We start from the raw sequence: 23,907 nt of genomic DNA, 5'->3' as shown, positions 1-23,907 counted from the left end.
ATGTTTAAGTACATCAAGCATTTTTTTAAACCAAGTGTATCTACAGAAGAAAAAAAACCTTCTGTGGACAGTTATTCTCTATCAAAAAATGAAGATGTTATTTATATAGAAAATGGCTATTTAATAAGCAAAAACAAGATTAACTATTATAAGTGTCGTCAGTCTATCGACCACATTCAAGTTCTATATTTTACCTGCATAAATAACAAAGGATTGTTGTTTGTTGCAGGTAAACATAATAGTTACATTCCATTATCTTCTGAGAACTTCGCTAACACTTTCGAGCAACTATCAACTGTATTAGGGTTTTCAAAACAACTCTTATCTGAATTTACAAATACGACTTTCTGTGATAGAAATCTATTCATTTGGGCAAGAAAAAACGAAACAAATTACACAATTTTAGAGAGCAAAACTTCTTGTGACATATTAAAAGGGTATGAAATTCAGAACTCACAGAAAACTTTTATCTCTTGGGATACAACTTACGATGAAGTTATTAAATTAAAAGAAATTGAAACTTGTAAACTTGACAACGAAGATGATTTAGTAAAGTACACCTTTACAATACCAGTGCGCGTTGGAGATGTTATCCTAAATAATTTTTCTTTTTATGATTGTCTAAGAAAAAATATTGCTGTTGGATCTTATTTTTCATACTGTGAAAATAGTGACCCCTATAATAAACCTTATACTGAGCTAAAAAATTTACTTTTAAGCTATAAAGAATTAAATAGTCTAAAACTTAATAAAACAGAAGAGAACGAATATATTTCAAGCACTACTATACAAACTGAACATCAAGAATTCTATTTATCGAATGCTTATCCAGCTTCTTTAGATGCTGGCAATATGAAGGTATTTTTCTTAGTAACTAATCTAAAAGAATACCCTGAATCTGTTATTTATCCTAAACACACACAAAAATTAGCAATAAGTCATTGCACAACTCTTGGTGATTCTATTTATTTAGATACTCAAACTTATAAAGAAAACCCTAACATTTATAGAATACCTACATTCATACAGGAAATATCACATAATAAACCATTCATCTGGATTGACGAAAAAAATGATGAAGTTGGATTTTCTGATGATTTATACACTCACTTAATACCACGTAAAGAGATAGAATACTTTTTCTTTCAATCAACTGTTAGCGAAGGGAATATACTTTTATATAAATTATGTGTCAAATTAAAGTCTAATGAGACACAGTTAGATGTGTTAAAATCTTATTCTAACTCCCTTATTCTTTTTGAAGAGCAAATCAAGAGAGATATACCAATTCCTTTCAAAAGTCATTTAGATGATTATATCGATTAATTTAATGATTACAACAATGCTTCAATACGCAGTATTCCTGTACGTTGACATACCAATCTAAAACGCTTGTACTCAACTTTGTCTTCATATTTAATCTGAGATATAATATTTAAATAATATACCTTATCTGCCAAAATCTCATCAAGCTCTCCATCTTTTTTAAGCGTGTATAAAGCAACATAAGGGTTGTTCATTCTTTGAGTCAATCTTGTAATATTAAATCTTAAAATATCGTGTATTCCATCAAAAGCATAAGTACTTTCTTGCAAAACCTTACTGTTCTCTAAACATACCCTTTTTCGGTATAGCATTATTTTCTCATTGTGAATTCTATTTTCCACTTCTAACAAAGCAGATCGATCACGGAGATTTAAAACCTCTTCTGGAACTTTATCCTCAGTAATAAAGTCAGAAGCTTCTTTCATCCATCCAATTTTTTGATCTTTTACACTTATCACAGTGTTATTGTCAAAATACTTGCCTCCTAATTTTCCTGCAAAATAAAATCGCATCAACTCTTTGATTCGATCTTTCAACATATAACTTATTACTAAAGCAACAAACAAAGGCATTGTAAAGTTCCCATATTTCTGTTGAAATGAAAAAGCAATCATCGTAGCAAAAATCATTGACACACCAGCTGCTATACTATAATAAATTTGTTGAGCAATCACACCGTCTTCATCTTTACGCTTATTAGAAACCAGAACTAAGTCTGACTCCACATATTTATTAAGCATATCATATCGATAAATTACTTTTTGATTATTTTCTCTATCATCAATTAGAACATCTAAAAAGCCTACTGTTTTCCTATACTCCTCCTCTTTTATAATTAAGTTTACTAATTCTTGATACGTACTTGGTAATAGCCTTTCCTTTACATCCTTTATTGCATCTATCAATTGAAAAGTATAATTCACTGATGAATAAGATAAAAACTCATTCCCAAAACTATAATAGTTCATAACGTCAGAATCATCTTCAAACCTTTTAATGGATTTTTTTACTTCTCTAAAAGAATCGATAATTCCTTGTAAATTTTTCACATACTCCAAACACAAATCAGATAACTCACTTGTATACTTTTTACTTTTTATTTCACTTACACTGTCTCTTATTGAACTTCTAAAAATAGCCATGAACATTTTTAATTGAAACTCGTATTCCATACTATTCTCAATTAAATTGTCTGACGTCTTATTTAAAAGATTCATTGATGCCCGTAAATTATTTAACGGAATAGCGCCATTATCCACTATTTCCCTTAAATGAAATGCAGGAGTAATAAATCTAACCTTAGATTTTACGTCTGAATAGAATTGTTGCTTTAAATAAGTTGCAGCATTAATATCAAAAGAATTCGGAATAAACATCCACGTATTAATATCAAATTCCCTTTTCTCTCCTACTTTATCCGTTTTAAACCCTACTTTAATTTCAAGGGAAAAAGGATCATGAATACTTGCTTCAATCTCAATCATAAACTTACTAAGGATATTTATAAACAATAAGCTGTCAATATATTAAATATATTCTGCATTACGTTAACAAAAAACAAAAACAAGATCCGTACTGCATAAAAATTCATAAACTACATAGCAGCATAAATCTTTGCCTATAAATAGCAATGCATTAAACTTAACAATTAGTCATTTAAGTTTAAAATACTCAAGAAAAAAATAACACAACAGATTAAAAGTCACAATAAATAAAAATAAAAGACATTACTCATAATCTCACTTAAAAAAATACAAAACAATTAATCTTTTAACACTATTTTGTACATTTGTAAAAATCAAAAAACATAAAGACAAATGATAACTTTCAATTCTAACATAAAAGAATTTTTACAGACAATAGTTAATAAAAATGATGACAATGTAATCAAGAACAAAATAATTGACTATTTACTTAAAGACAATATTACTGGCTGGGGATTTTATTCTACTTTAGAAAATAATGGAATTTTAAATATACAAAGCTTAAAAAGAGTGTTTATAAATTTACTGTTAGAAATAAAAAACGAAATGATAAATTCTCAGTTATATCTGACAAATAAACATTTTGATGATTTAGATATATTAAAAAAAATATTCCAAATCAATGATAGTGAGCTTCTATACTACAAAAATGATGAAATCAAAGAGATTATAAATAAACAAATGCTTTATTGTATAAATACCAAAAAGATAAATCAAAGTGAAACTACTATCTATTTAAACAGATTAAAACAAGTATTAGGTTTACCTCATACAGAGTATTTTAACTCTATTAGCAATATTTCTCTATTATCCACAGAGGTATAAAACACTAATCAACAAAATAAATAATGCTGTTTTTCAACAAATTAACAATGAAAAACTAAATTGGCACAGTTTTTTCTATCTTCACATATATAAGAAATATCATGAAAATATTAAAAAATACATTTTTGGTACTACTTGCTTATTTGCTAATACGGATTAGCATATATAGCCTTAACAGTATAGTTAACAACCTATACACAGGAACAGACTCTCTATTCCTAATTACAATATTATTCCTAATAGTATCTCTAAGCTGTTCACTTTTATTACTTTCTTATATTGTATGGACAACACTCCACTCAATACAAAAATATGCTCAGGTTAAAAATTCAAAAAAACAAAAGCTAAACTAATTATAACAAAAAAAAAGGACCTTTAAAAAAAAGTCCTTTCTATCTTATATTTAAATTCTTTTTAGCTATTAAGCATAACTGGCATAACTAACATAGTAACAGATTCTCCATCTTCTAATCCATCTACTGGAGTTAAGATTCCTGCTCTATTTGGCAATGACATCTCTAACAAGATTTCATCTGACTGCAAGTTATTTAACATCTCTAATAAAAAGCGAGAGTTAAACCCTATTTGCATATCATCACCTTGATAATCACAAGTTAAACGCTCATCTGCTTTGTTTGAATAATCAATATCTTCTGCAGAAATATTTAACTCAGTACCAGCAACTTTAAGTCTTAATTGATGTGTCGTTTTATTTGCATAAATCGCTACACGTCTAACCGAACTTAAAAACTGTGTTCTATTGATTAATAACTTATTTGGGTTTTCTTTTGGAATAACAGCCTCATAATTAGGGTATTTACCATCAATCAAACGACAAGTTAAGAAGTAGTTTTCAAAAGCAAATTGTGCATTTGATTCATTAAACTCAATTGTTACATCAGCTCCTGAAGACATTAAGATATTCTTCAAAATAGTTAATGGCTTTTTAGGCATAATAAAACTTGCTTCATTTGAAGAAGTAATATCCGCTCTTGAATATTTAACTAATTTGTGAGCATCAGTAGCAACAAATATTAATCCTGCTGGTGAGAATTGAAAAAATACACCAGACATAACTGGTCTTAAATCATCATTTCCAGCAGCAAAAATAGTTTTACCAATTGCTGTCGCTAATACTCCAGCCGGAACCTCTGTCTTAGAAGGGTCTTCTAAAGACTCAGCTTTAGGAAACTCTTCTCCTAATGCATAAGCTAACACATATTTACCTACATCAGAACTGATTTCAATGGTATTGTTTTCCTTAACTGAAAAAGTCAAAGGTTGTTCTGGAAATGTTTTTAATGTTTCCAACAACAATTTAGCAGGAACAGCTATACTTCCTTGACTTGTAGATTCAATCTCTAAAGTAGCTGACATTGTAGTTTCTAAATCCGAAGCAGAAACCTTCAAGATATTATTATCTAACTCAAATAAGAAGTTATCTAAAATATGTAAGGTATTACTACTGTTGATTACACTACCTAGAACTTGCAATTGCTTTAACAAGTAGGAACTCGATACTATAAACTTCATACTATAATTATTTTATATGTAAAATGCTTTTACAGCTACAAATATATTCGATAAATGTCAATTATAAAAGCAATATTAGACTACTTTTTAACGAACTTGCGTTTTCTTAACACTATAAATATAGCACCAAAAAACATTACTATTACAATTGGAAGAATTAAAACTATCAATTGAATGGTATTATACCTTTGAGACACTCTCATTTTGTCAAGCATTGGTATCTTTACTTCTTTCGTTCGTAAATCTATTAATCCGTTATCATCTAACAAATAATTCACTGTATTTAATAAAAATTCTTTATTTCCATACAGTTTGTTTACCCAACGGTCATATCCCAATTCTAATGGAGTACCTTTACTATCCACTTGATTACGAACAATGTCTCCATCAGAGATTACAACCATTTGTGTTGGTTTACTTTCATATTGAGGCTCTTTTAAATTAAACGGTAAAACCCTATTTTTATAAACAGAAGTAAAATTCCCCTCTAATAAAACCCCCATAATATAACTACCTTTACCTTCAAATAGCTCAGGTGTTGTCTCTTCATTTAAAACTTCAAAACTTATTTCATTTGGCACCCCCACTAACATTGAGTACTTAGACGAACTTAACAATACTGTCTTGTTAACCCCATTTTTCAATGTATCTATTGATGAAGCAAAATCAAGCTTTACTCCTTCTATATTTTTCACAATTGGATGTTCTGCTTCTGGATAGACAAATGGTGCAAACTTCCACACAAAATCCCCATACTGTGTTTCACTTCCTTGTTTTCCTATAGCCAACTTAATTGGAGTACCTATTTCATCTTTCACAAGATTAGCATTCAAACGAACTCCATATTTAAAAAGCATTTCCCCTAAACTCTGATCTTTGTTATAAGCCAACATAGAACCAGTATTTTTTAAACTATCAAAATCAGCTTGTACCTGATCCAATAGCCACATAGTTTTTCCACCATTCATTACATACTGATCCAAAACTTCTACCTGCTCTTCTGTAAAAGGTTTGGTTGGTTTTGCTATAACAGCAAGATCATACTCTTTTAACTGTTCTAACGTCTTTTGTGGCGCTACAGCTACTGAATCTAATGTAAACGGTGCGATATGATAGCTTTCTCTTACAGACATTAAAAAATCTGCAATATACATATCCTCTAATTCTCCATTTCCTTTTAGAATTGCAATTTTCTTGCTTTTTTCTTGTGTTACTTTATGCAATGCATCTGCAAAAGCATACTCCAAATGCTGTACCGAAGAAATCACTTTCTCTTCTGTATTAGCCCCCATTAAATTCTTTAATAATTGAACACGAGTTGCCTTCTCTCCTTTTGACACAATAGCCCAAGGATAGACTAATTGCTGACTCTGAGTCCCTTTATTATTAACAGAAACAGTAACAGGTTTTAATCCGAAATTAAACAATTCTTCTAAGATTTGTTCTTGTGAACCACCTTCTTCACTTGGATCTATAAATCTAAAACGCACATTAGAATTACGAGCTTGAAACTCCTCTAATAACTGTTTTGTCTCACTTTGTAGTTTTCTAAATTCTTGTGGAAAATTACCTTTTAGGAATACATCTATTTCAATGGGTTCTTCAATTCTATCCACTATATTATTAGTGACCTTAGACAACGTATAACGTTTATCTTGAGTAAAGTCGTGTCGAACATACAAATAAGCTCCTAAAGCATTTAAAACTACCAAACCAACGAATAGCCTTAATAGCAACGAAACGTCCTTTTTATAAAACTTCTTCATTATTTGCGTAGCATTTTAATTTTAAAAACTGTAAATCCTAAAAATAGAGTCGCAATTGAGCCAAAATACAACAAGTCACGTGTATCCAATACTCCTCTTGATATACTTCTGAAATGATAGAACATTCCAATTTTTGCAAACCATTCTCCAAATACTCCAGACATCATATCAATTCCTATAGAAAAGAAAGCACATAAAACTATTCCAACTATAAAAGCAACAATTTGGTTTTCTGTAATTGAAGATGAAAACACGCCAATTGCTGCATAACTACTAACTAAAAAAAGTAGCCCAACAAAAGATCCAACTATACTTCCTAAGTCAAAAAACTGACCTGGCAATACTAAGTCTTTCAGAACAAAAACGTAAACAATCGTTGGTAAAATAGCTAAAACAATCAAAAAGAATACACCAAAGAATTTCCCTAGAACTATTTGCCAAATACTTAGTGGCTTGGTCAACAATAATTCAATAGTTCCATTTTTAATTTCCTCTGAAAAACTTTTCATAGTAACTGCTGGGATTAAAAAAATCAATACCCAAGGTGCTAAATTAAAAAATGGAGATAAGTCTGCAAATCCACTCTGCAAGACATTAAAATCTCCATCAACGAACCACAATAAGCCTCCATTAATAGCTAAAAAACAGATTATAACTAAATAACCTGTTAAAGAACCAAAGAAGGACTTTATTTCTCTAAAACAAATTGCTTTCATACAAACTATTAATTGAGGGTAACAACCTTATCTACGCTCCAAGCCTCTGCTCTTTCTTTGAACATTGCTTTCACGTTAGGCCATATCTGTCCAAACAATTCTGATTTTTTATAATTCTCAAGACTCTGCTCTTCATCCCAATAACTATAGGTAAAGAAAATATTAGCTTGATGTTTATCTTGATATACTTCTAAAAATTGACAGCCTGGATAATGGCGAATTTTTTCCTTATCTGAATTAAAATGATCCAGGAAATCCTTAATCCTATCTTCTTTTAAGGTCAACTTTACAATTCTTATAAACATATCTTTCACTTTAATTTTGTTCTTCCTTATTAAAATCAATTACGATACTATCATTCAAATTAATGTTCATCAAATTACGAGGAGTACCCCCTGGTGAATCTGGTTTAGAATAAAATAAAGCGATTGTCAATAAGTCTACATCGTTAAATAAAACAACTAATTCCCCCGCTCTATCTCTTAAAGATGCCCAGTCAGCATTTTTAAAATCCGCGAAATAATGACTTACCCTATTCACTCTATAATCTTTAAAACGTACAGCATATTCCCTTCCTTTCTCTAAAGATTCAAAGCACTCTTTCGTAATATTTGTAACAAGATTTCCGTATGAATCCTCATATATAACTTTTCCTGAAATTCGGTCTTCTCCCACAACAAGGTTACTTGCTAAACGATTAGGCACATAAATAGTGTCTGTAAAAACACCTATATCTCTCAAAGCTCTTCCTTCGTACAATTGATAAGCACAATAAACAAAAATATCATTTGACTTCATAATACCATCGTGGTTTATGTAAATCGCTTCATCATAATTATTATTTCCTAATACAACGCTTATTATTCCATTATCTGATGTAATAAAATAATGTCCATCATATTTTACACAAAGTGCCTTAGAATACTCCGTAATCGACGCATCAACAGCAATGATGTGAATTGTTCCTTTTGGAAATTGTTTATAAGCTGCACCAATAACAAATCCTGCCTCTTCCGTATTATATTTTCCTATTCCATGTGAGATATCTACCAAATTACATCCAATGATATTTGAATAGATCTTCCCTTTCAAAGCTCCTACATAATGGTCTCTATATCCAAAATCTGTCGTTAGTGTAATTATTCTTTGCATTTTTATTTTTCAATATATTTTTAAGAAAAATGGTTTTTTTATAGTAGATTTGAACTACAAAATTAGATTATTTTTTTTAATTAACTCTCATTGGTATTGAACGAAAGGATAATTGAACTCACAGATTTTAGTCCCAAAGACTTCTGGGGACCACAAGACACTCATTTAGATATACTTAAGAAGCTATATCCAAAAGTAAAATTAGTTGCAAGAGGCAATTTCTTAAAAATTTATGGAGACCCTGAGGTTCTTGATGAATTTGAAAAGAGTTTTGACCGACTTGTAAAGTACTTTACGCGATATAATCGCATTGATGAAAACGCAATCGAAAGATTAGTAATGGATAGCGCACCACCTTCGCTACCATCTGACGACATTCTTGTTCACGGAGTTTCTGGTAAAATCATTAAACCTCTAACACCAAATCAGCACAAACTTGTAAAATTTGTTGAAAAAAATGATATGGTTTTTGCCGTAGGACCAGCTGGTACAGGTAAAACATACACTGGTGTTGCCCTTGCTGTAAGAGCTTTAAAAAACAAAGAAGTTAAAAGAATAATCCTTACAAGACCTGCAGTAGAAGCTGGTGAAAACCTTGGTTTTTTACCTGGAGATATGAAAGAGAAGTTAGATCCTTATATGCAGCCACTTTATGACGCATTAAGAGATATGATTCCTCCTCAAACTTTAGATGATTATATCCTAAGAGGAGTTATTCAAATTGCACCACTTGCTTTTATGCGTGGACGAACGTTAGACCACGCTTTTGTAATCTTAGATGAAGCTCAGAACACAACTCATTCTCAAATGAAAATGTTCTTAACCCGTATGGGAAAAAATGCTAAGTTTATTATTACAGGTGATCCAGGACAAATTGACTTGCCTCGTAAAGTATCATCAGGTTTAAAAGAAGCTCTATATATCTTAAAAGACGTAGACGGTATAGGTATGCTATACTTAGATGATAAAGATATTGTAAGACACCGTTTGGTTAAGAAAATTGTAGATGCCTACAAAAAAACAGAAGAAAGACCTGATAATATGTCTATTGAAGAGATAAAAAAAATGGAGAACTCATAGTTCTCCATTTTTTTTATCTTTATTCTTACATTGAATAAGTATCTCTTAAAAAAGTCAATTTTTGTTTATTACCTTCAAATAAATACAAATAATCGTCTTTTAATTCAAACTTATCACAACCGTCTAATACCGATAGCAATTCTTTTTCTTTTTGATACATCTCTGTAACGTATTCTGGTGATAAAACTACTTTGAAAAATATAGAATCTCCTTCACAACGAATATCACCATAAATCATATGATTACCTCCACTTCCAGAAAAGCTTCTTGTATTGGTATCAATACAAATCATCGGTATTTGATTAATACCTAACTCTTCTACTCTTTTATCTTCATATGATTGAAAAATCCAGTTACCTGATAATTTTTCTGTATAAATATAATGCCCAAAACAAGCAAAATCATTAATATTTTCAATATCATCAACTTTCTTAACCAATCTAACTGCAACAGAATGATCAAATCTACCATCAGCAAACTCTCGTGCTGTCTCATCTTCATAAATAACTACCTCAATCTCTTCATGTTTAGTCTGAGACTTATATATCCTACATTCTCCATCTACTAAAGGTTCTACAAAAGGAAATACTATTTTTTGATTTGGTTTTGTACTTGAATAAACAATACCTTTTCTACTAATAGAAACTACCTGAGGTGAATCTTGAGCAACTGCTTTAAAAAACGTACCATCAAGATCGTTTTTATTTAACAAATCAATTTGCTTATTACTGCCCTCTTTATAGTTTTTATCCTTTACATGATCAACTCCACAAGATGGAAACAATGAAACTGTTAATGCCAATATCATATTTTTCTATTTTCAATGCACAAAGGTAAATCCAAACTAATGCCAAAAATTAATTTTACCATTAATTTATACTTTATTTAACAGCGTACACTACATTTTATTAAACCCTAATTCTTTTCATTTGCAAAGATAACACATCTGCAATTATAAAAAATTAGACAGCATAAATATTTAAAAAATTATAACATAAAATTAATACAATAAAACTCTTTTTTGATACTCAAAATTTTGCTTACTGTTATTTTTTCATTTTAGGTTTTTATGTCAAATCTCCAAATTCGCTTAAAGTAATGTCTTTTAACACCTTAGGATCGATACCAATACTTAACCCTTTTCTTCCTCCACTTACATAAACTTTAGCTAAGTCTTTCACACTTTCATCTATATAGGTAGGAAAGTGCTTTTTCATTCCAATTGGCGAACATCCTCCTCGGATATATCCTGTAACATCAAGTAAATCTTTAACAGCTAACATCTCTATCTTCTTTTCTCCTGATATTTTAGCTGCTTTTTTTAAATCAAGCTCTCTATCAATTGCAACTACAAACACAAAAAAAGAATTTCCTTTGCCCTTCGCTACTAATGTTTTCAACGATTCATTTGCAGCAACATTTAACTTTGCACATACAGATTCACCGTCTATAAGACCATCCTCAATTTCATATTCAAAAAGATCATAATTGATTTTCTTACTATCTAAAAAGCGAATTGCATTCGTTTTATTTACTTTTTTACTCATCACATTATTTTGGACAAAAGTAAAAAAAAACACTATTAAATTATAATAGTGTTGTCTTGTACCCTGTTTGTCTTAAACAAAACATGAAATCATCTTCCTTATCACAAATGCAATAAATTCGTATCGTTGAACCTTCTGCCTTCTTAAAAATTGGTTTAAAACTTTTTGGCAATGTCGTATAAAACTCTTCTAAGTTAGTTACTGCATACTTATGGTCAATTTCTACTGTAACCAACACAACAAATTCGTTTCCTTTTAATTCTATTGGTAATTTCATCTTTTTCTTATTTTATCAGTTATTGAAGCAATTTATAAAAAAAAACGTCACTTTTTCACTACTCTTAAAAATATTTTATAGGGAGATTACTCTTTTTCAAGAAATGAAATAGTCACAAAGTGTACTTTTTTGTCATTTTTTAATTACAACAAACAAACTTTATATACTTATCAACATCATTTTGTGGAAAAATAATTTACTTTTGCGACAAATAACTCAAGTAAGCATATATAACAACTTAGAAAATGCAAAACATTCCTAGTGTTGACTTACGTGATTTCCTATCGGATGACCCGGTACGTAAACAAAAGTTTGTAAATGAAATCGGAAAAGCCTACGAAGAAATTGGATTCGTAGCATTAAAAGGACACTTTTTAGATGATCAATTAGTTGAAAATCTTTATACAGAGGTTCGTAACTTTTTTAATCTTCCTTTGGAGACTAAAGAACAGTATGAAATTCCAGGCATTGGAGGACAAAGAGGTTATGTAGCCTTTGGAAAAGAAAGTGCAAAAGGAAGAACTGAAGGAGATTTAAAAGAATTCTGGCACTTTGGTCAGTATGTTGACAATGATCCGAAATTAGAAGAAACTTACCCAGCTAACGTTGAAGTAAAAGAACTTCCTAATTTCAACTCTATTGGTAAAGAAACATACCAAATGCTTGAAAAAACTGGTGTTTATGTATTAAGAGCTTTAGCTCTATTCTTAGACTTAGATGAATTCTACTTTGACAAGTTTGTTAAAAATGGAAACAGCATCCTAAGACCTATCCACTACCCTCCTATTGTGAATGAACCTAAAAATGCAGTGCGTGCAGCAGCACACGGTGACATTAACTTGATTACTCTATTAATGGGTGCTCAAGGTAGAGGTTTACAAGTACAAAACCACGAGGGACAATGGATTGATGCAATTGCTGCCGAAGATGAATTAGTAATCAATGTTGGAGATATGTTATCAAGACACTCTAATAACAGATTGAAATCTACTATTCACCAAGTAGTTAATCCACCAAGAGAATTATGGGGTACTTCAAGATACTCAATTCCTTTCTTTATGCACCCAGTGAGCGATATGCCATTGAACTGTTTAGAGAATTGTATTGATGATAACAACCCTAAATTGTATGACGATATTACATCAGGAGAATTTCTACATCAAAGACTTGTAGAATTAGGATTGATTAAATAATCAAACAAACAAGAATAAGACTCATAAAGAGGAAGTATTTATTTACTTCCTCTTTGTTTTTATAACATTTGTCTTTTTAAACTTTTACTTATTTCGTATCTTTGATAGTAATCAGATATTAACAACTCTATAATTACACTAATATTATCTATGAGCAAAAAAATGAATAGCTTGGAAGACTTGGGTGGCTTTGTCTTCTCTACCAATAAAGATTTTGAATTTGAACAAGAAGAAAGTGTTGAAACACTTAGCAATAAAGACCAAAGACTTGAGGCACATTTAGATAAAAAAAATAGAGGAGGTAAAATAGCTACGATTATTAAAGGCTTTGAAGGGTCTGATGACGACTTAAAAACTTTAGCTAAAAAACTTAAAACCTTATGTGGGGTTGGAGGAAGTGCTAAAGAAGGAGAGATTATCATTCAAGGTAATTTCAGAGATAAAATAATGGAATACTTAATTAAAGAAGGCTACAAAGTAAAACGCGTAGGCTCATAATCAAAATAATAGATCATGAAGATAAAATCATCTGAATTAATACTTAATCCTGACGGAAGTATTTATCACTTAAACTTAAGACCTGAAAATATTGCTACTGATATCATCTTTGTTGGTGACCAATATCGCGTAGATCGTATTACTAAACACTTTGATAATATTGAATTTTCTACACAAAAAAGAGAGTTTAAAACAACAACAGGAACTTATAAAGGTAAAAGACTTTCTGTAATCTCTACTGGTATCGGTCCTGATAATATTGATATTGCAATCAATGAAATTGATGCATTATTCAACATTGACTTTGAAACAAGAGAAATCAAAAAAGAACTTACTTCAGTAAATATTGTTCGTATTGGTACTTCTGGATCACTTCAAGCTGATATTCCTGTGAATAGTTTTGTATTATCTCAATACGGTTTAGGTCTTGATAACTTAATGCGTTCTTACGTTATTGACGAAATCATCAATGTTCCAATGGAGGATGCTTTTATTAAGCACACTAATTGGGATTTAAGAAAAGGACGTCCTTACTTTGTTCAAAATAGTCCTGAATTAGAGGCTAAATTAGCATCTGACCTAACTTACACTGGTATTACTGGTACTGCAGGCGGATTCTATGGTCCTCAAGGTCGTGTATTGCGTTTAGCTATTCAAGATCCTGAATTAAACCACAAAATCGACAACTTTAAATTCGAAAATTACAGAGTTACTAACTTTGAAATGGAAACTTCTGCAATTTATGGTTTATGTAAATTATTAGGACACCATGCGGTTTCTTTAAATACAATTATTGCAAACAGAGCTAATGGTACTTTCTCAGAAGATCCTTATGCAGCTGTTGATAAATTGATTATTTACACATTAGATAAGTTAGCTCAATAATATAAGAGTTCTACAAAATAATATTTTAAAAAGAGGGTGTCCTAAAAAGACACCCTCTTTTAGTTTAGTGTATTTTTATCTATCCCTTTCCACAAGTGAGCTATACAATATGCAAAGTATCCTTCTATTTTTTTGCATATCCTCCTCTACCTTTCAACTTATTTGACTCTATTTAAAGCTCTTTACTAACTCTTACACATTTTTTGATCAAAAAACAGGCTAAAAAAACACTTATTTGTCATTTATTGATGTTTAAAACTCCTTTTTTTACTAAAAAACAATCAATTAAAAACCTTTTCAATACATCATTTTTTAAAGCATAATTAACTATAATCCCAGTATACATAAGGGTTCGTACTAAAAATCTTACTTTACACATCTGCAATACTAAAAGTACAATTCTCCGACAATAGTGGGACAATACTCCGAGAATACTGGGCTGAAGGCCTTTTTGTCGAAGAAGTGTCAGATGATACTCCAATAAGTCCCTTATAATTCCACATAAAGAGTTATATAAATACATTGCATCTTAGCGCTATATTTATAAAATTCGCTCACCTAATATAGCGCTTTACTTACTTTTAAATTTCTTTCAAAAATAGCGCAACAAAGAAGATCAATTACGTCATTTATTGACTGAAAAATGTATTTTATAGATAACACGACCTATTTTTGTCCTTTTTTTTACGGATATATCAATACTCCCCGACTAATGGTTTGAATTAAATTCAGTGAAAAATATAAAACATAAAACTTTAGTTTTACTATCTTAATTTTAACAGCATAAATAGAATTGATTATGGTAAATACTATCAATTAATACATAAATTATGCAAGACTCTTTTTTATTTGATTGTTTGATATAAATATCCTTAAATTTAAGGTGCTTAAAATTTTTATTTGAAATGACGAAAGAAGACTCGAGAATAGAGAGGATAAAATTCGCTCCGTATAGAGAACGAATTATTTCTGCAGAAGAAGCAGCTCTCCTAATTCATGATCAAGCTGTAGTTGGGGCTAGTGGCTTTACTAAAGCCGGTGATAGTAAATCTGTTTTACCAGCATTTGCTCAACGTGCAGCAAAAGAAAATGTTGCAATTACTTTAATTACTGGTGCATCATTAGGACAAACAACTGATGCTGATTTAGCAACTAATAATGCTCTAATTCGTAGAATGCCTTTTCAAGCTGATGCTGTTTTAAGAAAGTCTATTAACAGTGGACAGGTTAAATACATCGATCAGCACTTGAGTGAAACAATAGAACAGTTACAAGAAAAACATATACCTCAGGTAGACGTCGCTATTATCGAAGCTACTTATATTAATGAAGATGGTTTTATTATTCCTACAACTTCTATTGGAAACTCAGCTTACTTTGCAAGTGTAGCAAAGAAAATTATCATTGAGGTTAACTCTGCTATTCCATTAAGCATTGAGGGAATCCACGATAACTGTGTACCTATTAAACAACCTCGTAGAGAGATTATCCCTATTCATAATTGTGAAGATAGAATTGGAGAAACTTTCATTCGTTTAAACCCTGATAATGTGGTTGGTATTGTGTTTTCAAGTATTGAAGATACTCCTGCTTTATTACCAGAACCAGATGTTAAAACTTCTGCTATTTCAGGTCACTTATTAAAGTTCTTCGAAGAAGAAGTTCGAAAAGGAAAACTAACACATTCTTTACTTCCTCTTCAAGCAGGTATTGGTAAAGTTGCTAATGCTGTTTTAACTGGATTTATTGATGGTCCTTTTAAAGACCTAACAATGTATTCTGAAGTATTACAAGATAGTACTTTTGATTTGATAGATTCTGGTAAGATGGTATTTGCTTCAGGTTCATCTATTACAGTAACAGAGGAATGTTATGAGAGATTAATCAAAAACTTTGATCAATATAAAGATAAGCTTGTTTTAAGACCACAAAACATCAGTAATGCTCCTGAAGTTATTCGTAGATTGGGTATTATTGCAATTAATACTGCAATTGAATTTGATATTTACGGTAACGTAAACTCTACTCATATCGGTGGTAGTAAAATGATGAACGGTATTGGTGGTTCTGGAGACTTCGCAAGAAATGCTTATTTAAGTATATTCGTTACGCAAGCTGCATCTAAAGAAAACAATGTAATATCTCACGTTTTACCAATGGTTTCTCATACAGATCATACGGAACACGATGTTGATATTTTAGTTACAGATCAAGGATTAGCTGACTTGAGAGGTTTATCTCCAAGAGAACGTGCTGAAGTTATTATAGAAAACTGTGCTCATCCTGATTACAAGGCTGAACTAAGAGATTACTTTGAAAGAGCAAAACTAAACCAAGGACATACTCCTCATATTTTAGAAGAAGCTTTCAAATTCCACATTAGATTTAAAGATAAAGGTTCTATGAAACCGGAATAAAACACCTAAAATCTCTACTGTTTTCTATAGTAGAGATTTTTTTATTTCTCCCCATTTTATTCGTTAAAGCATTGTCCATTTTACTATCTTAGCAGTAAAATGAATAAGTAAAAATGAAAAAAGTAAATATTATAGGAGTGCCAGAACATTTTAATCTTCCTTGGCACTTATGTATTGAAAACGGGGAATTTAATGAGTTGGGAATTGATTTACATTGGCAAGATATTCCTGAAGGAACAGGTAAAATGTGTCAGATGCTCCGCAATGAAGAAACTGATTTAGCTGTTATTCTGACGGAAGGGATTATCAAAGATATTATTGATGGTAACAACTCTACAATTATTCAAGAATATGTAGGCTCTCCGCTACTTTGGGGAATACATGTTGCAGAGAACTCACCGTACACAAAAATTGAAGATTTAAAAGGTAAAAAAATTGCCATTAGTCGTTTCGGATCGGGCTCTCACCTTATGGCTATCGTTCACGCTAAACTAATGAATTGGGATATTAATAGCTTAGAATTTGTCGTTGTTAACAATATAGATAATGCAGTAATTGCACTTACAAATGGCGAGGCTGATTATTTTATGTGGGAGCATTTTATGACCAAACCATTAGTTGACCAGAAAATTTTTAGACGTTTAGGGGATTGTCCTACGCCTTGGCCTTCTTTTGTTATAGTTGCAACTAAAGCTTTTGCATCAAAAAATAAACGTCTAATAGACAACTTATTAGAATGCATTAATATGACAACAAGTGAATTTAAGCATATTCCAAGCATTGATAGGACTTTGGCTACTAAGTTTAATTTACAAATTGAAGACATCAAAGAATGGTTAATGATGACTAAATGGTCTCAAAAACAGCTTTCAGAGAAAAACTTTGACAAAGTTCAAACTCAATTGAAAGAATTAAACCTTATTCCGCATACTACAGATTACAAAAAAGTCGTTCTATAATAGAGCAAATATAAAATGACGCATAATCAAGAATTGAATAATTCCTCAAAAAAGAAATGGTATATGTACCTAAGACTTCCGAAGCCTTGGGATAATATTGTTATACTTATTCTGAACGTCTTGATTACGATTCCTATTTTCATAATTGCACATCAAAACTTGATTGACCCAGACTGGCAATATCATATTGACCGTGTTGTCCTATTTATCGCTATTGTAGCTGTATTACAATTTCTGCTACAAAAAATGAAAACAGTTTTATTCATTCTTATTTTCATTTATTTAGGTGCTTTAATCTATGGATCTTTATTTGGAGGATATGGATATAATTCTATTTATGAAGATTATAGAGCAATGATATTTTCAATGGCTGAGAACCCTTCACCTCAAGATATCATTATCTCTAAACTACTCCCTTTTCCTAATAAAAGTAAGGTTATCAGTGCTATCGAATACGACAAACCTGAAGTCAGAAACTTTGCATTAGCAACAACAAGAAAGCATTTTACAAATGTACCTAATGCTTATCAGTATCGTCAAATTATACAATCTTTGGCTATATTTAAAGAAGTTAGATCTCGCTGGAACTATGTAAACGATCCAAAAGGTAGGGAATATATTGCAACTGCTTCTGAATCGTTGCAACACTTTTCAGGTGATTGTGATGATTACTCAATCTTAATGGCCGCATTAATTAGGGCTATAGGAGGAACTCCAAGATTAATTCATACAAAAGAGCATATGTATCCAGAGATGTTAATTCCTAATAAAGGAGATTTAGAACAAGTGATATATCTGATTAAACAAGAATTGTTCAAAGAAGAAAGTAAAGGAAAAGAAATTCATTATCACATAGACGAACGCGGACAAATCTGGCTAAATTTAGATTACACAGCAAGGTATCCTGGAGGTCCATTTATGTCTGAAGAAATATTAGGACAACTAACACTAAATTAATTTTTTATATGCTAATCACAAATACAACTCCACTTATAATCGGTTCTATCTATGGCGCTCTTGCCATTATTTTTGGAGCCTTTGGAGCACACGCTCTAAAAAAACATATGGATAAAGACCAACTTGAAAGCTTTGAAGTTGGGGTAAAATATCAAATGTATCACGCAATTCTTCTGCTTATACTTGGTTTAATGCCAAACGCAGAAATTATTAGACACGCCAGCAATATTATAAGCATTGGTGTTTTGCTATTTTCATTTAGTATTTACGGACTAACGTTGAGTGGAACTTTTGGAAAAAAAATTAAAATATTAGGACCTATCACTCCAATTGGAGGCCTTTGTATGGTAATTGGATGGTTAATGTTATTATACTACTTTATTACTTTACTATAATAGTAAAAAACTATATTCTACTTTTTTAATTATATTTGTTAAAAAGTAAAGCTTACTTAAATAATCAAATCACTAAAAAACTAATAAATACGAAAATGAAAAAAGCATTAAGTATCCTTGGAGTTGCAACTATATTGGCTTCTTGTGGAGATTCTAACTCATATACTATAAACGGTGATGTTAATGGAATTAATGACGGAACAAAAGTTTATATTGAAAAAATAGATGTTACAACTGGTATGCCAATAAAAGTAGATTCTACTGAAGTAAAAAATAACACTTTTGCATTTAAAGGAAAAGCTGACAATATTGAGCAAAGCTTTATAACATTTTCTGATCAAGAAGGAAGAGTTCCTTTTATATTAGAAAAAGGTAAAATTTCATTTACATATAATTTAGAAGACATCACTAAAAGTGGAGCAACAGGAACAAAAAATAATGATGAGTTTTCTGCTTTTTCTAAAACAGCTGAAGAATTAAATAGAAATATTGTACAATATCAAGCTGACAATCAAACTGCTTTTATGCAAGCTAAAGAAAAAGAAGATAGAGAAGCAGCGGAAGGTATTATCAATGGTTTTATGAAATTAGCTGAAAAGTTAGAAGATTATACAGATAATTATATTGATGAAAACCCTAATTCTTATACTACTCTAATTATTTTAGCTCAGAACGCAACTTCTGGAGCATACCAAAAAGAAGAGTTAATTGAAAAGTATAATAAGCTTGATAAAACACTCCAAGAAACTACTGTTGGTAAAGCATTTAAAGTAACTTTAGATCAAATGCCAGATGCTAAAATTAAAATTGGTGACAAAGCACCTGACTTTTCAGCGAAAAGTCCTGAAGGAAAAGAGATTTCATTAAAAGAAAGTCTTGGCAAAGTTACAATTATTGACTTTTGGGCATCTTGGTGTGGCCCTTGTAGATCTGAAAATCCTAAAGTAGTAGCTATCTATAATCAATACCATGATAAAGGTTTAAATATTATTGGGGTATCTTTAGATAAAGACAGTGCTAAATGGATAGAAGCAATTGCTAAAGATAAATTAACTTGGAATCATGTATCGAACTTAATGTTTTGGCAAGATCCTATTGCTCAAGAATATGAAATTAAAGCTATTCCAGCTACTTTTATTTTAGATGAAAATGGTGTTGTAGTAGCTAAAAACCTAAGAGGGAAAAAATTAGAAGCTAAAATTCAAGAATTATTAAAGTAATTCTCATTGAATAAAATTTATTAAAAAGGACGATTAGTTAATTATAACTATTTGTCCTTTTTTTAGATATTCCCATTTGTGATTTTATTATATTTATTCGATTAAAAAATCTAAACAACTTTTGAAAAATAATGAAATATACTTTATCTATTTTAACAGCCTTACTTCTAATGAGTTTTACTCCTAAAGAGAAGAATTATAGAATTATAGGGCAAGCCAAAAATGCGAAAGAAGGTGAAATGGTTTACTTAAAAGTACTTGATTCCAATACACATCAATTTATTTCTCTTGACTCTACTCCTATTCATAAAGAAAAATTTGAATTCAAAGGAACGGCAGAAAAACCCTTATATAGTATAATTATGCTTTCTGAAGATAACAGTGATATAATTATTTTAGAAGAAGGAACAATTGCTGTTGATTTGAATACAGATAATTTAGACTCATATAGAATATTAGGTACTAAAAACAATGAAGACCTAAACAGCTTTTACAGTAAAGTAAAAAAATATCAAAAAGAAGCAAAAGAGTATCAAGAGAAAAATCAAGATGCTTTAACTTCTGCTATCAAAGATAATGATACTATCACTTTAAGAAGATTGTCAAATGAGTTTAAAGAATATGTAGAGAATATTAATAACACGATTACAACTCAAGTTAACGAATTTCCAAAGTCATTAACAAGTGCGATTGTTATCTACCAACGTTTACAAAATAATAATATAGACATTCAAGAAGCAACAAGTTTTTACAACAACCTTAATGAAGACGTCAAAGTAACAAATCTGGGACAAGCTATCAAAAATATTCTTGAAAGACAGCAAGCTGCCAAAATTGAAGTTGGAACTAAAGTACCGACTATAACAGGACCAAGTATAAATGAGAAAACACTCGCCCTACAAGACAATTTAGGAAAAGTTACAATTCTTCATTTCTGGGCTCCGTGGTGTCACTCATGTCACGAAACACTACCTAAGGTAAAAGAATTAAATAAAAAATATAAAAACAAAGGATTAAAAATATTCAGTGTTGGTTTAACAGAAGACATTACTGATTGGAAAAACACAATTGACAAAGAACATTTATCTTGGCTACATATTTTAGACATACAAGACTATGCTCGTCAGTTTGGTGTACGTTCAATACCAACCGTTTTTGTGTTAGATAAAAATGGTGTTGTACTAGACATAAATCATTTAGAAAAAAACTTAGATACTCTAATAGAAGCACAGCTCAGTAAATAAACTTACAAATAACCCTCTTTTGAAAATTGATTATTCAAAAGAGGGTTTGTTTTTTTGAATGAAGTAATTAAACTAAATAGCTCTTTCCTAAATAGCTCTCTACCTAAAGTAAAAATAATTATTGTAATTTGTAACAAAACAAGACAACTTCCGTCATATAGTGTATGAACAAAATTATTGAAACAGAATTTGTAACCTTATTGGATAAGAACCAAAATCTTATTCATAAAGTTTGTCGCCTATATACAGTTGACGAAGCTTCTCACAAGGATTTGTTTCAAGAAATTTCTATTCAATTATGGAACGCATATCCCAAATTTAGAGGAGACTCAAAATTTACTACTTGGGCTTATCGCGTAGCATTAAATACTGCCATTTCTTTATATCGCAAGAAAAAACGAGATATAAATACTATTCCATTTGACACAGCAAACTATAAATTTGAGTATTCAGAATACAATTATCAAGAAGAAGAGCAACTCAAATCAATGTATAAAGCCTTACATCAACTTAATGACATTGAAAAAGCTTTAGTTTTCATGTATCTCGAAGACAAAAACTATGAAGAAATAGCTGAAACACTTGGTATTAGTGAAGTAAATGCAAGAGTTAAAATGAATAGAATAAAATCAAAATTGAAAAAAATATTAAATCCATAGAAGCAAGACGAATATGAAGGAGTTAGATTTATTGAAAAAACACTGGAATGAAAACCAGAATTTTCCAAAAATATCAGTTCAAGAAATACACAAAATGATACACAAAAAGTCTTCATCTATAGTGATGTGGATATTTGTCATTAGTATAGTTGAATTTATATGTTTAAACTTACTTAGTGTTTTTTACTTTGATTCTGAAGCAGAAAACAAGCAAGAAACAGGTCCAGTATTCAATTTTTTAATTGAATACATCGATTATATATCGGTAATTACGTCAGTATTTTTCATAGTATTATTCTATCTGAATTATCGAAAAATATGTGTAGCCGATTCTACTAAAAAACTAATGACACATATTTTAAAAACTAAGAAGACAGTAAACTACTATATCTATACAAATCTTGGAATCTTAACAATTGCTTTTTTAATTACAATTATAGATATACTAACAACTGATTTAAAATATAGCTCTAATATAACACTGACGATTATTTTTATGGGTATCATTCTTTTTATATGTGCTACTTTCATATGCATCGTGTGGCTATATTATAAAGTGATTTACGGTTTCTTAATAAAGAAGTTAATGAAGAACTATAAAGAGCTGGAAAAAATAGAATACGAATAAAGACATTTTTGCTTTATTTTATTTAACTTACAGCAAAATAAACTAACAATGACAATCACACAATTAATATATGTTTTAGCTGTTGCAGAACACAAAAACTTTACCTTGGCAGCAGAAAAAACTTTTGTCACTCAGCCAACGTTGAGTATGCAAATTCAAAAATTAGAAGAGGAATTAGAAATTCAAATATTTGATCGTACAACTAAACCTATACAAGCTACGGCTATTGGACAAATCATTATTGAACAAGCACAGAAGATTGTTGATGAATCAGATAGAATTAAAGACTTAATAGATCAAGAAAAAGGGTTTATAGGAGGAGAATTTAAATTGGGTATAATACCAACAGTTGCTCCTACTTTATTACCAATGTTCTTAAAAACATTTTTAAATAAGCACGATAAAGTAAACTTAATTATTGAAGAATATACTACTGATGAAATTATTCAAAAATTAAGAACGGGATATTTAGATGCTGCAATTGTAGCTACACCTTTAGTAGAATCAGATATAAGAGAACGTGTATTATATTACGAACCTTTTGTAGGCTATATACCGCCTATGTTTCGTAAAAATATAGGTAAAGAACTATCACCTGACACATTAGATTTAAAGAAACTATTATTGTTACAAGACGGACATTGTTTCCGAGATGGGATAATCAATATTTGTAATAATAAAATAGAAACAGAATCTCGCAATTTTAAATTGCAAAGTGGTAGTTTTGAAACATTAATAAACTTGTCTAAAGAAGGGCTAGGATATACACTACTTCCTTATTTACATACGCTAAGCTTGAATAATGATGATCAAGCGAATCTAGTACAATTTTCTGATCCTAAACCAGCAAGAGAGATTAGTTTAATATACACAAAAAATGAGCTAAAAAAACAAATTAGTGATGCTTTATTTGATGTTATACAAAGCATTATACGAGGAGCGATTGCTTTTCAAGATGTTAAAATTATAAGTCCTAAAAAGACAAAATAAACCTTTAGTAAAAGGCACAAAAAAAGGGAAGCATAAAATATGCTTCCCTTTTTTTGTATATGTGTCCCGTCCTAAAATAGGTTTACACAAAATAGACTTATTTATGAAAGAGACAGAAAACACAAGGGAAAAGCGTAGTCAACGAGATTATACTTT

General features: G+C 30.4%; 24 protein-coding genes. 15 read left to right on the top strand and 9 right to left on the bottom strand.

What is annotated here, in order from left to right; all coding sequences use genetic code 11:
- A complete protein-coding gene (locus tag BLT46_RS11785; RefSeq protein ID WP_090410317.1) occupies positions 1 to 1,326 on the top strand; it encodes a hypothetical protein in 1,326 nt (441 codons plus the stop codon).
- Positions 1,327 to 1,334: 8 nt separating this feature from the next.
- On the opposite strand, the gene BLT46_RS11780 is transcribed toward BLT46_RS11785, so the two are convergent.
- Positions 1,335 to 2,810: a hypothetical protein gene (locus tag BLT46_RS11780; RefSeq protein ID WP_090410316.1), complete on the bottom strand. Its 1,476-nt coding sequence runs from the start codon at positions 2,808 to 2,810 to the stop codon at positions 1,335 to 1,337.
- A 333-nt stretch (positions 2,811 to 3,143) separates the two neighbouring features.
- On the opposite strand from BLT46_RS11780, the gene BLT46_RS11775 reads away from it, so the two are divergent.
- Positions 3,144 to 3,635, top strand: coding sequence for a hypothetical protein (locus BLT46_RS11775; RefSeq protein WP_090410315.1), 492 nt, complete (start codon positions 3,144 to 3,146; stop codon positions 3,633 to 3,635).
- A gap of 414 nt (positions 3,636 to 4,049) precedes the next feature.
- On the opposite strand, the gene dnaN is transcribed toward BLT46_RS11775, so the two are convergent.
- The 5 genes from dnaN to BLT46_RS11750 all read right to left on the bottom strand — a co-directional run bounded on the left by dnaN (position 4,050) and on the right by BLT46_RS11750 (position 8,802).
- On the bottom strand, positions 4,050 to 5,168 hold the full coding sequence (gene dnaN, locus BLT46_RS11770) for a DNA polymerase III subunit beta (RefSeq protein ID WP_090410314.1): 1,119 nt from the start codon (positions 5,166 to 5,168) through the stop codon (positions 4,050 to 4,052).
- 80 nt (positions 5,169 to 5,248) lie between these two features.
- A complete protein-coding gene (gene gldG / locus BLT46_RS11765) occupies positions 5,249 to 6,934 on the bottom strand; it encodes a gliding motility-associated ABC transporter substrate-binding protein GldG (protein ID WP_090410313.1) in 1,686 nt (561 codons plus the stop codon).
- Entirely contained in the window at positions 6,934 to 7,650 is a 717-nt protein-coding gene (gene gldF / locus BLT46_RS11760; RefSeq protein ID WP_090410312.1) for a gliding motility-associated ABC transporter permease subunit GldF, read from the bottom strand. Before gldF ends, gldG begins: the two co-directional genes overlap by 1 nt.
- A gap of 8 nt (positions 7,651 to 7,658) precedes the next feature.
- Entirely contained in the window at positions 7,659 to 7,955 is a 297-nt protein-coding gene (locus BLT46_RS11755; protein WP_090410326.1) for a putative quinol monooxygenase, read from the bottom strand.
- 10 nt (positions 7,956 to 7,965) lie between these two features.
- Positions 7,966 to 8,802: an SAM hydrolase/SAM-dependent halogenase family protein gene (locus BLT46_RS11750; RefSeq protein WP_090410311.1), complete on the bottom strand. Its 837-nt coding sequence runs from the start codon at positions 8,800 to 8,802 to the stop codon at positions 7,966 to 7,968.
- A gap of 96 nt (positions 8,803 to 8,898) precedes the next feature.
- Here BLT46_RS11750 and BLT46_RS11745 point away from each other — a divergent pair, with 96 nt between their 5' ends.
- A complete protein-coding gene (locus BLT46_RS11745) occupies positions 8,899 to 9,882 on the top strand; it encodes a PhoH family protein (RefSeq protein ID WP_090410325.1) in 984 nt (327 codons plus the stop codon).
- Between the two features lie 25 nt (positions 9,883 to 9,907).
- On the opposite strand, the gene BLT46_RS11740 is transcribed toward BLT46_RS11745, so the two are convergent.
- From BLT46_RS11740 to BLT46_RS11730, 3 genes are all read right to left on the bottom strand, one after another.
- Positions 9,908 to 10,690 (bottom strand): hypothetical protein, encoded by a 783-nt coding sequence (locus BLT46_RS11740; protein ID WP_090410310.1) that lies wholly within the window; start codon positions 10,688 to 10,690, stop codon positions 9,908 to 9,910.
- Between the two features lie 259 nt (positions 10,691 to 10,949).
- A complete protein-coding gene (gene ybaK / locus BLT46_RS11735) occupies positions 10,950 to 11,429 on the bottom strand; it encodes a Cys-tRNA(Pro) deacylase (protein WP_090410309.1) in 480 nt (159 codons plus the stop codon).
- A 40-nt stretch (positions 11,430 to 11,469) separates the two neighbouring features.
- The gene (locus BLT46_RS11730) at positions 11,470 to 11,706 is read right to left on the bottom strand and encodes a hypothetical protein (RefSeq protein WP_090410308.1); all 237 of its coding nucleotides are present in this window, start codon (positions 11,704 to 11,706) and stop codon (positions 11,470 to 11,472) included.
- 245 nt (positions 11,707 to 11,951) lie between these two features.
- Between BLT46_RS11730 and BLT46_RS11725 the strand changes: the two genes are divergently transcribed.
- From BLT46_RS11725 to BLT46_RS11670, 12 genes are all read left to right on the top strand, one after another.
- Positions 11,952 to 12,899 (top strand): isopenicillin N synthase family dioxygenase, encoded by a 948-nt coding sequence (locus BLT46_RS11725; protein WP_090410307.1) that lies wholly within the window; start codon positions 11,952 to 11,954, stop codon positions 12,897 to 12,899.
- Between the two features lie 150 nt (positions 12,900 to 13,049).
- Positions 13,050 to 13,397 carry a translation initiation factor gene (locus BLT46_RS11720; protein WP_090410306.1) on the top strand — a complete coding sequence of 116 codons (348 nt, stop codon included), beginning with the start codon at positions 13,050 to 13,052 and terminating at the stop codon, positions 13,395 to 13,397.
- A 15-nt stretch (positions 13,398 to 13,412) separates the two neighbouring features.
- Positions 13,413 to 14,282: a nucleoside phosphorylase gene (locus tag BLT46_RS11715; protein WP_090410305.1), complete on the top strand. Its 870-nt coding sequence runs from the start codon at positions 13,413 to 13,415 to the stop codon at positions 14,280 to 14,282.
- Positions 14,283 to 15,187: 905 nt separating this feature from the next.
- Positions 15,188 to 16,699: a succinate CoA transferase gene (locus tag BLT46_RS11710; RefSeq protein WP_090410304.1), complete on the top strand. Its 1,512-nt coding sequence runs from the start codon at positions 15,188 to 15,190 to the stop codon at positions 16,697 to 16,699.
- Between the two features lie 113 nt (positions 16,700 to 16,812).
- Positions 16,813 to 17,658 carry a substrate-binding domain-containing protein gene (locus BLT46_RS11705; RefSeq protein ID WP_090410303.1) on the top strand — a complete coding sequence of 282 codons (846 nt, stop codon included), beginning with the start codon at positions 16,813 to 16,815 and terminating at the stop codon, positions 17,656 to 17,658.
- 15 nt (positions 17,659 to 17,673) lie between these two features.
- The gene (locus tag BLT46_RS11700; protein ID WP_090410302.1) at positions 17,674 to 18,615 is read left to right on the top strand and encodes a transglutaminase domain-containing protein; all 942 of its coding nucleotides are present in this window, start codon (positions 17,674 to 17,676) and stop codon (positions 18,613 to 18,615) included.
- 8 nt (positions 18,616 to 18,623) lie between these two features.
- A complete protein-coding gene (locus BLT46_RS11695) occupies positions 18,624 to 19,010 on the top strand; it encodes a DUF423 domain-containing protein (RefSeq protein ID WP_090410301.1) in 387 nt (128 codons plus the stop codon).
- A gap of 95 nt (positions 19,011 to 19,105) precedes the next feature.
- Positions 19,106 to 20,230 carry a TlpA disulfide reductase family protein gene (locus BLT46_RS11690; protein WP_090410324.1) on the top strand — a complete coding sequence of 375 codons (1,125 nt, stop codon included), beginning with the start codon at positions 19,106 to 19,108 and terminating at the stop codon, positions 20,228 to 20,230.
- A gap of 131 nt (positions 20,231 to 20,361) precedes the next feature.
- Positions 20,362 to 21,474, top strand: a complete 1,113-nt coding sequence (locus BLT46_RS11685; protein ID WP_090410300.1) for a TlpA disulfide reductase family protein — start codon at positions 20,362 to 20,364, stop codon at positions 21,472 to 21,474.
- A gap of 164 nt (positions 21,475 to 21,638) precedes the next feature.
- The gene (locus BLT46_RS11680; protein ID WP_090410299.1) at positions 21,639 to 22,133 is read left to right on the top strand and encodes an RNA polymerase sigma factor; all 495 of its coding nucleotides are present in this window, start codon (positions 21,639 to 21,641) and stop codon (positions 22,131 to 22,133) included.
- Positions 22,134 to 22,227: 94 nt separating this feature from the next.
- Entirely contained in the window at positions 22,228 to 22,761 is a 534-nt protein-coding gene (locus BLT46_RS11675) for a hypothetical protein (RefSeq protein ID WP_245722987.1), read from the top strand.
- Between the two features lie 48 nt (positions 22,762 to 22,809).
- The gene (locus BLT46_RS11670) at positions 22,810 to 23,751 is read left to right on the top strand and encodes a LysR family transcriptional regulator (RefSeq protein WP_090410297.1); all 942 of its coding nucleotides are present in this window, start codon (positions 22,810 to 22,812) and stop codon (positions 23,749 to 23,751) included.
- Positions 23,752 to 23,907 lie beyond the last annotated feature (156 nt).

The sequence above is a fragment of the Myroides phaeus genome, from assembly GCF_900099675.1.
Lineage (GTDB): Bacteria > Bacteroidota > Bacteroidia > Flavobacteriales > Flavobacteriaceae > Flavobacterium > Flavobacterium phaeum.
The sequence above is the reverse complement of the archived record's forward strand: the minus strand, read 5'-3'. Positions and strand labels throughout refer to the sequence as shown.